Genomic DNA, 13,279 nt, shown 5'->3' on the forward strand with positions numbered 1-13,279 from the left:
CGGAGCAGCCACGCATTGGGCGGGCGCGGATCGATTGACGGCATAATTGGGGTTATGGCCAAGTCACAGAAGAAAAAGAAGAAGTACAACCGCCCCGCCGCGGCAACTGCGCCGATCAATCCCTCGACTCAGCGAACGCCGGAGAAGGCCGCAGGCAACGCCAACCTGATCCTGATTGCCGGTTTGGTCGTCACGCTGTTCCTCTTCGGGTACTTCCACTTACTAGTGTTAAACCAGATGGAAGATCTGTCCAACGGACTGACCATGCCCGACCAAATGATCGGGGGCTATTCCGTGGAGCACGTGGAGGCATTGCGCCAGGCCATGGACGCGGACGCCGCAGGGCAACTGAACTACGTGCATAAAACCGCAGGGTTGCTGTTCCCGCTCTTTCTGGCCTTGATCACCATGCTGGCAGTCAACATCAACACCGCCCGTGGTTCGGTCCGCTGGATCCTGTGGGTGCCCCCGATGGCCTTCGCGGTTGTCGACCTTTGGGAGAACCGGGCGATCGACGCCTTGTTCATCGGCGCGCTGGATCCGGCAGCCGTCTCGTTGGCCTCAACTCTGACCACCACGCGGTGGATGCTGCTCTTTGCAACCGCGGCGATCTTGTTCGGTGTGCTCATTGCCGCCTTTGTGCGCACTTTCCGGGAGAAGTGGGAACTGTCCAAGCGGGGACTGCTCTAGGCCAAGGACCGCGTGACTCCCCGGCACGCGGCGCCACATTAACCACGATTCGCCAAAATACCGTTAGAATTGGTCCGGATCGTTTTTGACGATTCGAGCCTCTGTAGCTCAGTTGGATAGAGCGACTCTCTCCTAAAGAGTAGGCCGTCGGTTCAATTCCGGCCAGGGGCACCAACAGCAAAGGCCCCGCATCCCAGTAAACATAAGGGATGCGGGGCCTTTGTCATGTGGCCGCAAGGCCACTCCTTGACACCGCGATTGTCCTGTGCATTACCTCAAAATACCGGCTATTCTCTAGCTTGTCGTCACTTTTTCGTCACCTCGTCACCGCTGATAGTCAAGTCATATATCGACCTCACTAGTGCTAACGTCCAGTGTGTCGGCGCGCCAGCGCTGACGGTCCGCACCAACCTTGGAGTAGTCACCGTGAAGATCCTTTTAGACGTTCCTGGCCTTGCCGTTGTATCGACCAATGGGCGCATCTCCTATCAGGCCGAAGCTTCCATGTGGAGTCCCGCAGATATCGACGCAGTCATTAGGGGCATCGAGAACCTTTAGGCCAGCTCGGCCCTAGCTGGCCTTAAAAAAATCAAGGCCCCTACATTTGAACTGGTCCCCGAAAGTTGGACTCGGTAAGTAAAAGTCTACGCAGCCAGTGCCTGGGCCCGGTATTTCATCGGGCTCAGGCACTCGAGCGTTAACGAGATGCGGTCATAGTTGTACCAGTGGATGTAGTCGTCGAGCTCGGCGGTGAACGCCTCGACGCTGGTGTGTTCGTGGTGGTGGAACATCTCTTCCTTCAGGTGCCCGAAGAAGTTTTCCATCACGGCGTTGTCCAGGCAGTTGCCCTTGCGCGACATGGATTGGGTCATGCCGGCGTCGGCCAGCAGCCTCTGCCAGCTGGCGTGCTGGTACTGGAATCCCTGGTCCGAGTGCACCATCGGCGCCTCGCCCGCGGCCAGGGTCCCGATGGCCTCGCTAAGCGATTGGTTGGCGAAGGCCACGGTCGGGGACTGCGACACCGAGTAGGAAACGATCGAGCGGTCGAACAGGTCCAGCACCGGCGAAAGATAGACCTTCCTGTCGGCAATCTTGAATTCGGTCACGTCGGTCACCCACTTCAGGTTCGGTGCCTCGGTGTCGAACTGGCGCTTCAGCAGGTTTTCGGCGACCTTGCCGACAGTGCCCTTGTAGGAGGCATACCTTCGCTTGCTGCGGACCTTGCAGACCAGGCCCTCGGCGCGCATCAGCTTCAGCACGGTCTTCTTCGCCACCTGCCACCCGCCGCCGAGCAATTCGGCGTGGATGCGGCGGTGCCCGTACCGGCCCATGGCCTTGGTGAAGATCTCGTGGATCCGTGCGCGGAGCTCCGCGTGCCGGTCCGGTGCCTTGAGCGCGGCCTGGCGGTGGAAGAACGTGGAGCGGGGAAGCCCGGCAGCGGCCAGGAGCAGGGGCAAGGGGTGGGAGGCCTTGAGGGCGATCACCGCGCTGATTTTCAGCGCGGTGGTTGGTTCCTCAAGGCCCGAACTTTTTTTAGGTATGCATTCTCCGCCTGCAGCCGCTGGTTCTCGCGGCGCAGCTTCTCGAGTTCGGTGGGTCCACCCGCTTCGGCGCCGGAAGCGGTCTTGGGACGGCCCTTGGCCTTGGGACGCAGCCCGTCCTCGCCCTGTTCCCGGTAGGTCCTGACCCAGGTCCTGAGAAGGTTCGGGGAGCTGAGCCGGTGTCGTTGGGCAAGCTCCATCAGCGTCGCCTCGCCGTCGAGGAACTGGCGGACGACCGCGAGCTTGAACTCGAAGGAATACACCTGATTGGTCGGTTTGCTTTCCAACGCTGCCCTACCCCAAATCCTGAACCGTTTCTCGAGCCCACGAACGGCGTGTTCACCGGCGTTCAGTCTTGAGGATACCGCCTTATGCCCGATTCCCTGCTCGAAAAGATCGACGGCAGCCAGCCGCTGCTCGGCGGTCAATGAACTATTTTGACGCATGAAAAACTCCCCGAAAGTAAGGATCTGAATTATTCAGTCCAACTTTCGGGGAGCAGTTCAATTCGCAATGAACGCAGGGGCCTTGATTGATCCAGTCGTTACAGCTTGATGCCCAACTTCTCAGCCCGGCGGTAGAGCGTTGTTGTACTCATGCCGCGTGCAGCCGCCGCCGCGCGCGCTGACATGCCGCCCGCGATATCGCGCGCCGCCCCGTGGATAGCATCGTCCCCGTACTGCTCGCGCCGCCCGCCGAGGTCGCCGCCGTTCGCCCGGCGCTTCGCCACGCTATCCCTGTTGCGCTCAGTCTTGATATCAAGTTCCATTTGCGCCAGTGCAACCATGACGGTAAACATCATCTTCCCCATTGGGGTTTGCGTATCCACGTCGCCGCCGCCAAGGTTGAGCACGCGCAGGTTCACGCCTTGATCCTCTAGCTCTTTGGCAAGGACAAGCATGTTCTCAGTCGAGCGGCCTAGCCTGTCCAGCGTCGTGATCACTAGCGTGTCACCAGCCCGCAGCTTTGCCCGTGCCGCGTCTAGTCCAGGCCGCTTGTCCCGCGCGCCGCTCACGCCGTGATCCGTATGCAGATCAGCGGGCAGCACGCCCGCCGCCAGCAGGTCAACCTCTTGACGGTCGCTGTCTTGACCCTTGGTACTAACGCGGGCATATCCGATTAGCTTGTTCATTGTGTGCCTCCAGAGAATAAGTGTCCCGCAACCGGGTTTGATTACAGCAACATTAACACACGGTTGCGTGCCACTGTTGCGGGTCACAAGTTCCCCGTGACCTCGTGACGCCAGACTGTCCCGTCGAACCGTCCCGTTACTGATCGGTTGAGAGACACTTCGGCACCCTAGGAGCGAGAGGCCATACTCCCCACAAAGCCCATGGCCCCTCCCGCAAATGCACCCAATACGGTCGCCCATGCTATTGTCACGGTTCCTCTGCGAGTTGAGCTTTGCTCAACCGCCGCGCGAATGAACTCGAGGTTTATCGCCGCGACATTCTCCTTGCCGCCTCGCAAATCATTTTCGAAGAGCACCCGGATACCGTCGTCCTTCATCTCATCCTCCATCTCACGATCGAGACGAAGATGGTCCCTGAACAACACTTCGAGATTTGCCATCGCCAACCACAACTCAGCAGCCATTCGGCGCGACCGCGCGCCACGCCCTTTCCCCCTCGACCAAGCGATGAGGCTAGTCCAGCCCCTCCCGAGCTTTGCCTTGAGACCAGAAGCTTTGGGCGCAAGTTGAGTTGCATCCAGCGAGAGCAATTCACCCACGACATACCGAGCGTGCTGCTCAAGATCCATGATCCGCTGTCGACAATTCTTCAACTGCGCAAAAGTCAAAGCAGATAGGAATAGATCCAGACTCAGGATGCTCATAATGGATAGAGGCTGAGGGGATCCAATGACGGCACAATCAACCATTGGACCGTCGATTCTCGAGAGCTCCGACAATCCATCAATCTCATCGTTCATTCGAATTACCAGCTCGGAATGAGCAAAGAGGTTTTGACATTCTGGGCTACATGGCTGTGCACGCATACGCATCTCCACTTGACGGGCAGCATCCGTCAGCACGGAGTAAGCCACCTGCCCCGCTGACTCGGCAGGAACTTCCTCACCGTCCTCCCTACCCCAAAGGACGAGGACCGTTGTGCCATCCCAAGCAACCCAGTAGTCCTCAGTTGGCACATCGTCGGCATCCATTTTTCGTGGCTGGTTCTTGATTGGAATATGAAGTCGAAAGTAGATCGGCGAGTTCAACCGAAGTCCTGTAAAGGAATCCGCTCCAGTCACCAGGCAGTGAGGACAATCATTGTCCAGCGGATAGAGATGCGTATCATGCGACCAAGCGTCACGGGCCTCAGTCTCGTAGACATAACTTACACGCGAGTCCGCCTCCAAGGATGAAGTTAGCAGCGACCGCAATTCTTCAGGACCTTCGTCCCTGTCCCGTACGTCCAGTAGCGCGCTACCCAAACGGCCGAAGTAAGCAGTAAAAGCTGTTTCGACTGGTGATTCGACTCGACCAGACGACCGTAGCCCCATAGATTCATTACTCATGTATCCCCCAATTGATTCGTCACCTTTGGATCAGCATATCGACCGGGGGGGAGAACCCTTTCTACGGGCATGGAGCCCCTATGGGTCTTAGCAGCTTTTTGTCCGGACGGGATGGGGGGTTTTTATATCCTCCAGAACCTACACTCCGTGAATCAAAACCCTGTAATCACGGCGGCAGGATCGACGTTCATCGAACCGGCCGCCGTGATAGATCGTGGAAGATTCCTTACGCCCCGTGGTCGGGAACATGGCCGCCGTATTCTGGGAGTAACCGGACGTGGTTCGACGTGCCGCCGCCGCTCGATTCGCTCTCTGAAGGTTCAAGAGCTTGACATCATTTTGGTGCGAGTCTTCCCGAGCGACCTGTTCAACCGGTATGCCACGTGTCGCCGCGTCCATCAACTGAGTACCGGAGTGCCGCGCCAGGCCCCTGGCTCGCTTTCCAGCCGTCGCACGCTCGGCGTACTCCGCCGCATCCAGTTCTCGGAACGCGGTCGGCAGAACGTCGTTCACGGCTCCCATGGCGTGGTCCCTCACGACAGCGCCATCGACAACCGGCGCAAGCCCACCGTCCGCGTTCCACTCATTCTGCCGAAGTTCGCGAAGTGGGCTTCGCTTGAGTCGGACAGTTAGTGCTCGGTTAGCCAGGTTCCAAGCGGCCGCCTTCGTCTCGAGCGCTTGCAACTTCTTTCGAGCCGCCGTCGCGATCTTCACGCCCTCCCCTCAAAGTCGGGACGACTGTCCGCGTGATCGCATGCCTCGGTCAGAACGTCGCCCCACTGGGGCAGCTTGTGCGCCTCGCTCGCGGCCTTGATTGCCACATCCAAGACTTCGATCTGCTTCGACGCTTCCAGCACCTTGACGGGCAACTGGAGGTACTCCCCGGCGTCGATCTCGACCTCGCCAGCATGGCCGCGTCCATCTCGGCAACGCGTGCTTCGACGCTCGCCAGCTCGGCGTACTACGATGCTCGCATTGCCTGCAAGTTGTTGAGTTTAGTTGCTGCTGCTTCGGTGTTAAATTTGTTCTCCTGTGATTGAGTGGGGCACGCAGTGCCCCCGTTTTGTGTGGTGTTTGCCTGATCCGCTATGCGGCGTTAGGGCGCGGCGGGCCGATGGGCGTTGCCAGTGTGGTTCGTCTTGCAAACGATTCGTGGGCCTTCGCGTCGGCAATTTCGCGCCCCGTCGGGTCGCTGATGAAGTCCGCAAAGTTTCTCTTGAGCTGCTTGCCAAAAACGGACATGGCTGTCAGGCGGTCGTGCTCATCGGGCCAGAGTTCCCACAGATGATCGGGGCGAACACAAGCGCGCTCCTCGCACCTGTGGTGCAGCTCCTTGCCTGATGTGATCGACCCGCGCGCGGCGTAGTAAGTGATGCGGTGAGCGCGCACGCCGGGAGACAGCACGCCATCCACGACGCCATAGCCGGATGCGTCCACCTCGCCGCCGTAAATCCAGCACGGCGTTCCCGGCTTCCAACGCCAGCGGTCGCGGTCATCCTCGATGGATAGGGCATTGATCGCCTTGGCAAGGTGACCATATGCCGCCGGGCCGAACCGCTCCCGACCCCGTTGTTTCAGCTCCTCGTGCTCGGCCTCCCGCTCAGCCTTCGGCTTTGTCCGCCAGCGCTTGAGTCGCCCGTCAAGGTGCGCGGCGATAGCGACCTGTTGCTCGCCGCTGAGGTTGTGGAATGTGTAGAGCTTCCCCGTCTTGTGGTTTGGATTAGGTGCGACCGTGACCACCTTGACGGGCAGGTCTGCCAGCAAGGCCAGGTGATTACGAACGGTGTTCGGAACGCTCGACGTTGATAGCTTCTTGACCTCTTTGAAAGTGAGCGCAACGCACTTCGGCGCGGCCTGCCAAAGGTTGCCCGGGCCGATGAAATCCGACGCACGAAAGCAGTCGATAAGCGCCGCAGAATCGACACCCTTTTGCAGGGTATCTGCTGCACCTTTTTTCGTCACCTTCAAGAGCGTGGGAATGCCGGGCACCTTCGACCCTTTTCGCTCGATCAGACCATGACCTTCGAGCACCTTTAGCGCCGTGGAAACTGTGCCGGGCGATCTTCCCGTATGGGTCACAATCTCGGCTTGAGCCAATCGCCCAGAGCCACCGGGGAGCAGTGCCGCCAACGCCGACAGGACAAGCCGTTGGTTGCTGGTCAATCGCACCCGCTCAGGACTGACCGCGCCAGCGGGCAGGCCCTCCGCACCCGCGCTCATCGAACCACCACGCGCTGAGACATAAACGCTTTCAGGTCACTAAGCCGATACAGAACGGTGCCGAACACCTTCGCGTACCGTGGCCCCTTCGCCCGGTTGTTCGCCAGCGTCTGCGGAGAGATCCCCATGTACTTCGCTGCTTCGGGTCGGCGTACCCAAACGTCACCGGTCATCTCTCGTGCCATGTCCGCGGTAATCATGTTGCTCATATTTCCCCCTAGGGCTCGTTGTTTCTTGCCTTACCACCTTGCGGCCTCGTGCCGTAGGTTGGTGCTGGGTTCATAGGTGCAAGCCACCTCGTCCAGACTCTTAACGAATGCGTCTATAACATCCCACCGTTGGGCAGATATGCAATAGACGCACGTCACTAGTTTGCCACGATCATTACTGATTGTCCTAATCCGTTACCCATGACCTGCGCGACGTGACAGAACAAGCTACTCCTTTTCTCGTCACTTATGGGATGGTTGCCCCATGGCAATCACGGATCTTCACAGCGAACCAGACCCGAACAAGCCCGGCAAGACGCGGCTCCTCCCCAAGGACGCCCGGCGTGGCAAGCGGTGGCAAGCCGACTGGACAACCAGCACCGGCAAGCGTGAGCGCGCCCGCTTCGACATCAAGGCCGATGCTGAGGCTTACCAGGCCGAACAGCTCCGCCTCAAGAGTCGCGGCGTCACGGTGGATTCCCGCGCTGCCCAAAAGACTTTGGTGTCGGATCTGTGGAAACTGTTCCGCGTTCGCCTAGTGACCGTGGGCGCGGCGGGCCGCAGCCCGGCAAGCGCTCGCACACTCCAGAAATACGATCGCGTTTACCGTGGCTATATCGAACCACGTTGGGGGGCATCACCCGTTGCCGCCGTTCGATACGCCGACGTGTCCGAGTGGATTGTCAACCTCGAGGCCGTGAGCGGTGGCGCAGCCACCGTATCAACACGACACGAGGTATCCGGCATATTCCAAACGCTGATGAAACACGCCGTACGTGAGGATCTTCTCTCGACGAACCCTGCCTATAACGCCGCCGGTGAATCGGACTATAAGCCCCGCGCCACGACGGCCAAGGACCACGTCTACCTGACCATGCCCCAGCTTCTCGCCCTCGCCGCCAGGACGCCCGGCTATGAGTCGCTGATCCTAACGGCGGGCCTATGCGGCCTTCGCTGGGGCGAGATCACCGCGCTGCAAGTCCAGGACGTGACACTGGGTAAGCGGCCCGAACTTATCGTGCGCCGGGCCTATGAAGATCTAGCCGGGAAGCTCAGCCTCAAGACCACCAAGAACGGCAAGGATCGCCGCGTGCCGCTTCCGCACCTGATCGCTGACATTATCGCCCCGCTTGTCACTGACAGGCCCGCAGACGCCCACGTGTGGAACTCGCCCCGCGGTGCAGTCCTGCGTCATTCGGGATTCACGAAGCGGAACCTTGCTAACGCAGTCGCGGCGGCGGCAGCCGACGCAGCCAAGACCAAAGAGACATTCCCAGAGCTCACCTTCCACGACCTGCGCCATACAGCCGTCTCTCTCGCTATCACTGAGGGTGCCAACGTGAAGGTTGTGCAGCGGATCGCGGGCCACCACTCCGCAGCGCTCACCCTCGACACATACGCCGGTCTATTCGATGATGATCTACACGACAGCGCCGCCCGGTTGAATGCAGGACTGGGGCGTCATCTAGAAAACTATCGTCACTTGTTCGTCACCTAGCGGGCGCACTTCCCTTTACCCGCATGGATAATCCGGCCCTCTCCTAAAGAGTAGGCCGTCGGTTCAATTCCGGCCAGGGGCACCAAAACGAAACGCGATCTGCATGTATGCAGGTCGCGTTTCGTTTATGCAAAATCCGTCCGCGCCCATCTGCAGTTGCGCCAGCACCAAGGGAGCCGGCGGGCGAGTCCCCAGAGCGCCAAGCCCGTCCCGGCAATGACGCCGGTCACTTTGCCTCGGAGGCGTAGGGGACGAAGAGTGCTTTGCGCATTCAGAGGGTGCCCCGTCCGCGGGGAAGAACGGCATTTCCACGGCCGCGGCACCGCATTGGCGAAGGGGGCGATAGGCCGCAGCGACACGGTATTTTCTCACGAGCATCGCCTGCGTGAAATCCGGATGGACGCTTAAATGGGAGTGCCGTCGACCGGTGAATCCGTGGGATAACTCCCATTACATCCTACGGCACCGGTCGACGGCGTTAAGAGTCGGGTCCCCAGCAGCCGACCTGCCGTTCCCCCACGCACTGTGTTCGCGGATAAACAAGACCAACACGAAAACAACGGTGGGCAGCTCGGTTGCCACCAACTCTTATTGGTCATCTAAATTCATTAGAGAAAGTTTGTCAACTGACTCATGGGTAATAAGTCAAAGGATCGTTCAAAACGGTAATGAACGATCCTTTGACGTAATATACGACCGCTTAGCGCAGCAACAGTGCCGCGGCCTTTGGCGAGAGGCTCGCGTCCATGATCGCGCAGGCCCCGCCAATTGCGCCAACTTCGTGGCCCAATGTCGAGGAGCGAACCTCGATCGCGTGCACGTGCTTGGAGCTGAAGCGTTCGTTGATGATCGCACGCACATCTTCGAGGCACCATTCATCGACCTCTGCCCACAAGGGGCCAGCCAAAATCACCAATCCGACGTCGAGGGTGTTGCAGAGCTGTCCGGCAACCTGGCCCACATGTCCCATGCATTCCCGGATGAGTTCCACAGCCACTTCATTGCCGGATTGCGCCAAGGCCACGATTTCGTTCATGCCGGCCGCGCGCTCTTCGGCGTTGCCGTCATCTGGTGCCGTGAGGTTCAGGCCTCGCTCGCGTGCCTGCTGCGCAATCATGTTGAACGACAATGAGGCATGCAGGCAATCGTTGCGGCCGCAAATGTTGCAGTCCTGGGAAATGACGCCGGTGGAGTAATGCCCGATTTCACCTGCGTTGTTGCTGATGCCGCGATGGATTTCGCCGTTGAGGACCATCCCTGCACCGATTCCGGCACCGACATACATCGTGACGAAATTGTCGCGCTCGGCGTCGTTGCCCTTCCACTGTTCCGCGATGGAGGCGGCAATGGTGTCTTTTTCAATGATGACATCGAGCTTGAGCAACCGGTGCAAGGGTCCGACCATGTCAACGTCTTTCCAACCGTCGAGCAGCGGCGGATCGATCATCACCCCGCGTTCGGGATCCAAGGGACCGGCAACAACGACACCCACGCCCAACACGTTGGAACGCGGTACTCCGGATTCGGAAATAATCTCGTCCACGGTCGTCGCCATGGTTTCGATGGTCTTTTCCGGAACCTCGACGGCGGGAATATCCAGGCGGCGCGAGTGCAGGATTTCACCCCGCAGGTTCAGTATCACCACGGTGATTACGCCGGGATCCAGGTGGATACCTACGGCCACCATGCGGTTGGATTCAAGTTCCAAGACGGTACGCGGTTTGCCCGGGCCCGAAACAATCGTCCGGTCCTCGCGGACCAGACCTTCATCCAAGAGTCGGCGCACGACGTTTGAAATGGTCTGTGGGGAAAGCCCGGTCGAGCCTGCAAGCTCCACACGGCTGACCCCGTCAACTGCACGGCGAATCGATTCAAAAATGACCGCCTGATTAAAATCCCCGAGTCGACCTAAGTTGGTGCCCCGCTGCATCAATTCTCCATTTGTAGATCCACATTTGATCCCCCATTGGCAATGCCCGAACCACTTGTCCCCAATGACTAGTGGGGTTCCTGGAACACGGCGCGCTGGCGAATTGTCTCCAGTATCCACGAGTAAATGGAAAAACGCGCCCGTAGGCCTGTCCACAAAGCACGCTATCACCCCACCTGTGCTTTTAGCGGTTGTTAAGCTCAAGTTGTGCCAAAGATTCTTACCATCGCAGCCTTGCAACTACTAGACGCCTCCGGACGCATCCTTTTGGTGCGCAAGCAGGGGACCACTACCTTCATGCAGCCGGGAGGAAAACTCGAATTCGGGGAAAGTCCACTGTCCGCGGTATTGCGGGAAACACAGGAGGAAATCGGACTGGTTTTCAGTCCCGACCAAGTCACCGCCATGGGGATGTGGAAGGGGCCTGCAGCCAACGAGGCCGACACCGACATCCACGCCTATTTGTTTGCCGCGCGAACCCTGGAGAGCCCGAGAATCCAAGCCGAAATCGACCAAATCATGTGGCTGGAGCCGGAAACTGCGATGGCCCGACCTGACATCGCGCCCCTACTTCGCGAAAAGGTCTTGCCCGGCTTGCTGGGTCGCTGACACCCCGGCCCTACTGCGCGAACTGGGTGTCGTGCAATTCGGCATAACGGCCTCGCACGGCCATGAGCTCGGTGTGGGTGCCGCGCTCGGCAATCCGTCCATCCTCGATGACCAGGATCATGTCGGCCGTGCGGATCGTGGAGAGGCGGTGCGCGATGACCAGGGCCGTCCGGTTTTCCAGTGCTTCGGCCAACGCGGCCTGGACGGCCGCTTCGTTGGAAGAATCCAGCGCGGCGGTGGCCTCATCGAGAATGACCACCTGCGGGGCGGCCAGGAGCAGCCGCGCAATGGTCATGCGCTGGCGCTCCCCACCCGAGAGCCGGTAGCCACGTTCCCCCACCACCGTGTCCAGCCCGTCGGGAAGCGCTTCGATGGTGGGTTCCAACCGGGCTCGCTGCAGCGCCTGCCAAAGCTCCGCGTCGCTGGCCTCCGGCTTGGCCAGGCGCAGGTTTGATCCAATCGTCTCGTGGAAAAGATGCCCGTCCTGCGTGACCATGGAAACGGTGGAGCGCAACGAACCCAGTTTCAGTTCGCGGATATCGACCCCCGCCAACTGCACGCTGCCCGAATCAACGTCGTAGAGCCGCGCCAGCAGGGAAGCGATCGTTGATTTTCCGGCCCCCGAGGAGCCGACCAGGGCCACCGTGGTCCCGGCGGGGATCTCGAAGTCGATACCGTGCAATACCGTTTCCCCGCCCCGGGTGTCGAGCACCGCGACGTCTTCCAGGGAGGCCAGGGACACCTTCTCCGCACTGGGGTAGGCAAAGGAAACGTTGGAAAACTTCACCGACACCGGGCCTGGATCCAGCACGCGGGCATTGGGTGAGTCGCTGATCAGGGGCTTGAGGTCAAGGATTTCAAAGACGCGGTCAAAGCTCACCAGGGCACTGGTGATTTCCACCCGGGCGTTGGCCAGCGCAGTCAGCGGCGCGTAGAGCCGGGTGAGCAGCAATGCCAACACCACCACATCACCGGCGGCCAGCTGGCCGCGCACCGCGTAGACACCGCCGAGCCCGTACACCAGGGCCAGGGCCAGGGCAGCCACCAAGGTGAGCATGGAGACGAAGAAGAACTGGCGCATGGCCATCTTCACCCCGATGTCCCGCACGCGTCCGGCGCGGGTGGCAAACTGCGCCGATTCGTCGGCCGGGCGCCCGAATAGCTTTATCAGCGTAGCCCCGGGGGCGGAGAACCGTTCGGTCATTTGGGTGCCCATGGAAGCGTTGAGGTCCGCCGATTCCTTGCGCAGCAAGGCCAGGGATTTGCCGAAGTGGCGTGCGGGAAACAGGAAGACCGGCAGCAGCACCAACGCCAGCGCAGTGACCTGCCAAGACGTGGAGAACATGACACCTGCGGTCAACACCACTGCCACGGTGTTCGAAACCAGGCCCGAGAGGGTTCCGGCAAAAGCGGATTGGGCTCCGATCACGTCATTGTTCAGGCGGCTGACCAGGGCCCCGGTGCGCGTGCGGGTAAAGAATGCCACGGGCATCTTCTGCACGTGGTCAAAGACTGCGGTGCGCAGATCGAAGATGATTCCCTCGCCCAGTTTCGAGGAGAACCAGCGGACCACCAGCGAGATGACGGCGTCCAACACCGCCACGATCGCGATGATCCCCGCCAGATTCAACACCACCTGGATCCCGGTTTGGGCCACGATGGCATCAACCACGCGTCCGGCCAACACCGGGGTGATCACTGCCAAGACGGCCGACAGCACAGAGAACAGCACGAAGACCAAAAGCCGGTTCTTGTAGCTCGCGGCAAAGGCCAGCACCCTCCGCGGTGTCGTGGACGCATATGCCTTGCCCTTGTCCGGTCCGGACATTCTCCACAATGAATGCCAGGCCGCAGTTTCCATGCTCATGTTTTTGTTCTCGCCATTCAGCCGGGTTGTCGTGCCGTACCCGGCCAATGACTCCGCCGGGGATTAAAAAGATCGTCGATCGTGGGCCAGCATACGCAGGTGCCCGCCTCCGACATAACCACCGTGGCGCCCGGGTTCTTCCCGGATCCGCCGCCGGCGCATATGGAGGCACGCCCCGCGGGAGTAAAGTGGGCG

Annotated in this window: 13 protein-coding genes and 1 tRNA gene; 5 read left to right on the top strand and 9 right to left on the bottom strand. The window is 60.1% G+C overall.

All coding sequences use genetic code 11. The annotated features are described in order from the left end of the window. The first annotated feature begins 54 nt into the window (after positions 1–54). Together Q2T94_RS03860 and Q2T94_RS03865 are read left to right on the top strand one after the other, a co-directional pair. Entirely contained in the window at positions 55–690 is a 636-nt protein-coding gene (locus Q2T94_RS03860; RefSeq protein WP_302262953.1) for a hypothetical protein, read from the top strand. A 97-nt stretch (positions 691–787) separates the two neighbouring features. After that, positions 788–864: transfer RNA gene (locus Q2T94_RS03865), tRNA-Arg, on the top strand. A gap of 470 nt (positions 865–1,334) precedes the next feature. On the opposite strand, the gene Q2T94_RS03870 is transcribed toward Q2T94_RS03865, so the two are convergent. The 5 genes from Q2T94_RS03870 to Q2T94_RS03890 all read right to left on the bottom strand — a co-directional run bounded on the left by Q2T94_RS03870 (position 1,335) and on the right by Q2T94_RS03890 (position 5,465). Then, positions 1,335–2,174, bottom strand: coding sequence for an IS3 family transposase (locus tag Q2T94_RS03870; RefSeq protein WP_255257244.1), 840 nt, complete (start codon positions 2,172–2,174; stop codon positions 1,335–1,337). Between the two features lie 11 nt (positions 2,175–2,185). Continuing rightward, positions 2,186–2,677, bottom strand: a complete 492-nt coding sequence (locus Q2T94_RS03875) for a helix-turn-helix domain-containing protein (RefSeq protein WP_255257245.1) — start codon at positions 2,675–2,677, stop codon at positions 2,186–2,188. Positions 2,678–2,775: 98 nt separating this feature from the next. Beyond that, positions 2,776–3,363, bottom strand: a complete 588-nt coding sequence (locus tag Q2T94_RS03880; protein WP_302262954.1) for a recombinase family protein — start codon at positions 3,361–3,363, stop codon at positions 2,776–2,778. A gap of 167 nt (positions 3,364–3,530) precedes the next feature. After that, complete coding sequence (locus Q2T94_RS03885) at positions 3,531–4,751, bottom strand: hypothetical protein (protein WP_302262955.1); 1,221 nt, start codon at positions 4,749–4,751, stop codon at positions 3,531–3,533. Positions 4,752–4,889: 138 nt separating this feature from the next. After that, the gene (locus Q2T94_RS03890; RefSeq protein ID WP_302262956.1) at positions 4,890–5,465 is read right to left on the bottom strand and encodes a hypothetical protein; all 576 of its coding nucleotides are present in this window, start codon (positions 5,463–5,465) and stop codon (positions 4,890–4,892) included. 32 nt (positions 5,466–5,497) lie between these two features. Between Q2T94_RS03890 and Q2T94_RS03895 the strand changes: the two genes are divergently transcribed. Next, the gene (locus tag Q2T94_RS03895) at positions 5,498–5,791 is read left to right on the top strand and encodes a hypothetical protein (protein ID WP_302262957.1); all 294 of its coding nucleotides are present in this window, start codon (positions 5,498–5,500) and stop codon (positions 5,789–5,791) included. Positions 5,792–5,837: 46 nt separating this feature from the next. Here Q2T94_RS03895 and Q2T94_RS03900 read toward each other — a convergent pair whose 3' ends face one another. After that, positions 5,838–6,971, bottom strand: coding sequence for a MarR family transcriptional regulator (locus Q2T94_RS03900; RefSeq protein WP_302262958.1), 1,134 nt, complete (start codon positions 6,969–6,971; stop codon positions 5,838–5,840). Beyond that, the gene (locus Q2T94_RS03905; RefSeq protein WP_302262959.1) at positions 6,968–7,180 is read right to left on the bottom strand and encodes a helix-turn-helix domain-containing protein; all 213 of its coding nucleotides are present in this window, start codon (positions 7,178–7,180) and stop codon (positions 6,968–6,970) included. The genes Q2T94_RS03900 and Q2T94_RS03905 overlap by 4 nt, the downstream gene beginning before the upstream one ends. A gap of 265 nt (positions 7,181–7,445) precedes the next feature. Between Q2T94_RS03905 and Q2T94_RS03910 the strand changes: the two genes are divergently transcribed. Next, positions 7,446–8,678: a tyrosine-type recombinase/integrase gene (locus Q2T94_RS03910; RefSeq protein ID WP_302262960.1), complete on the top strand. Its 1,233-nt coding sequence runs from the start codon at positions 7,446–7,448 to the stop codon at positions 8,676–8,678. 700 nt (positions 8,679–9,378) lie between these two features. Here Q2T94_RS03910 and Q2T94_RS03915 read toward each other — a convergent pair. Next, positions 9,379–10,608: an ROK family transcriptional regulator gene (locus Q2T94_RS03915; protein ID WP_302262961.1), complete on the bottom strand. Its 1,230-nt coding sequence runs from the start codon at positions 10,606–10,608 to the stop codon at positions 9,379–9,381. Between the two features lie 207 nt (positions 10,609–10,815). Between Q2T94_RS03915 and Q2T94_RS03920 the strand changes: the two genes are divergently transcribed. Next, positions 10,816–11,217, top strand: coding sequence for an NUDIX hydrolase (locus Q2T94_RS03920; RefSeq protein WP_264268519.1), 402 nt, complete (start codon positions 10,816–10,818; stop codon positions 11,215–11,217). Positions 11,218–11,227: 10 nt separating this feature from the next. Here the strand turns inward: Q2T94_RS03920 and Q2T94_RS03925 are convergent, their stop codons facing one another. Then, entirely contained in the window at positions 11,228–13,084 is a 1,857-nt protein-coding gene (locus tag Q2T94_RS03925) for an ABC transporter ATP-binding protein (protein WP_302262962.1), read from the bottom strand. Between the last annotated feature and the right edge of the window lie 195 nt (positions 13,085–13,279).

Source organism: Paeniglutamicibacter sulfureus (assembly GCF_030512175.1).
GTDB lineage: Bacteria > Actinomycetota > Actinomycetes > Actinomycetales > Micrococcaceae > Paeniglutamicibacter > Paeniglutamicibacter sulfureus.

Bases quoted from the DNA above. Each gene is read 5' to 3' on its own strand.
- Q2T94_RS03910 (WP_302262960.1), top strand. From the start codon at position 7,446: ATGGCAATCACGGATCTTCACAGCGAACCAGACCCGAACAAGCCCGGC.
- Q2T94_RS03880 (WP_302262954.1), bottom strand. From the start codon at position 3,363: ATGAACAAGCTAATCGGATATGCCCGCGTTAGTACCAAGGGTCAAGAC.
- Q2T94_RS03925 (WP_302262962.1), bottom strand. From the start codon at position 13,084: ATGAGCATGGAAACTGCGGCCTGGCATTCATTGTGGAGAATGTCCGGA.
- Q2T94_RS03900 (WP_302262958.1), bottom strand. From the start codon at position 6,971: ATGAGCGCGGGTGCGGAGGGCCTGCCCGCTGGCGCGGTCAGTCCTGAG.
- Q2T94_RS03915 (WP_302262961.1), bottom strand. From the start codon at position 10,608: ATGCAGCGGGGCACCAACTTAGGTCGACTCGGGGATTTTAATCAGGCG.
- Q2T94_RS03860 (WP_302262953.1), top strand. From the start codon at position 55: ATGGCCAAGTCACAGAAGAAAAAGAAGAAGTACAACCGCCCCGCCGCG.
- Q2T94_RS03905 (WP_302262959.1), bottom strand. From the start codon at position 7,180: ATGAGCAACATGATTACCGCGGACATGGCACGAGAGATGACCGGTGAC.
- Q2T94_RS03875 (WP_255257245.1), bottom strand. From the start codon at position 2,677: ATGCGTCAAAATAGTTCATTGACCGCCGAGCAGCGGCTGGCTGCCGTC.
- Q2T94_RS03885 (WP_302262955.1), bottom strand. From the start codon at position 4,751: ATGAGTAATGAATCTATGGGGCTACGGTCGTCTGGTCGAGTCGAATCA.